Annotated in this window: 1 protein-coding gene; it reads left to right on the forward strand. The window is 43.9% G+C overall.

What is annotated here, in order from left to right; genetic code table 11:
* Window positions 1-265: 265 nt before the first annotated feature.
* Window positions 266-362: GTP-binding protein (locus DXC18_RS04000; RefSeq protein WP_369832591.1), on the forward strand; the 97-nt coding region annotated here is incomplete at its 3' end.

The raw sequence follows: 362 nt of genomic DNA on the forward strand, positions 1-362 counted from the left end.
CCAAGCAAAGGAGTTTATCAATATGCGGCAAGGTATTCTTAAATAAAATTTGATAATGGGAACAAAGACAAACGTCCTCAAGGAGAGGGCTTGGTTTTTGTACCCAATTTAAGAATACTTTTGCCTTTTCATTTCATATCGTGATAGACAACGGCCAGCCTTGGCCGCAGTTTTCATGTGTGTCCTACCTATCATCCCCAGCGGTAAAAGTATTTGTCGCTGGGGATTTTTGCGCCCTTCTGGGCCTTGTATGGAGGACAATCATATGAAAATCATCAATATTGGCATTCTTGCTCATGTAGACGCAGGTAAGACGACCTTGACGGAGAGCCTGTTATATACCAGCGGAGCAATCGAGGCGC

Source organism: Collinsella sp. OM08-14AT (genome assembly GCF_003438115.1).
GTDB lineage: Bacteria > Actinomycetota > Coriobacteriia > Coriobacteriales > Coriobacteriaceae > Collinsella.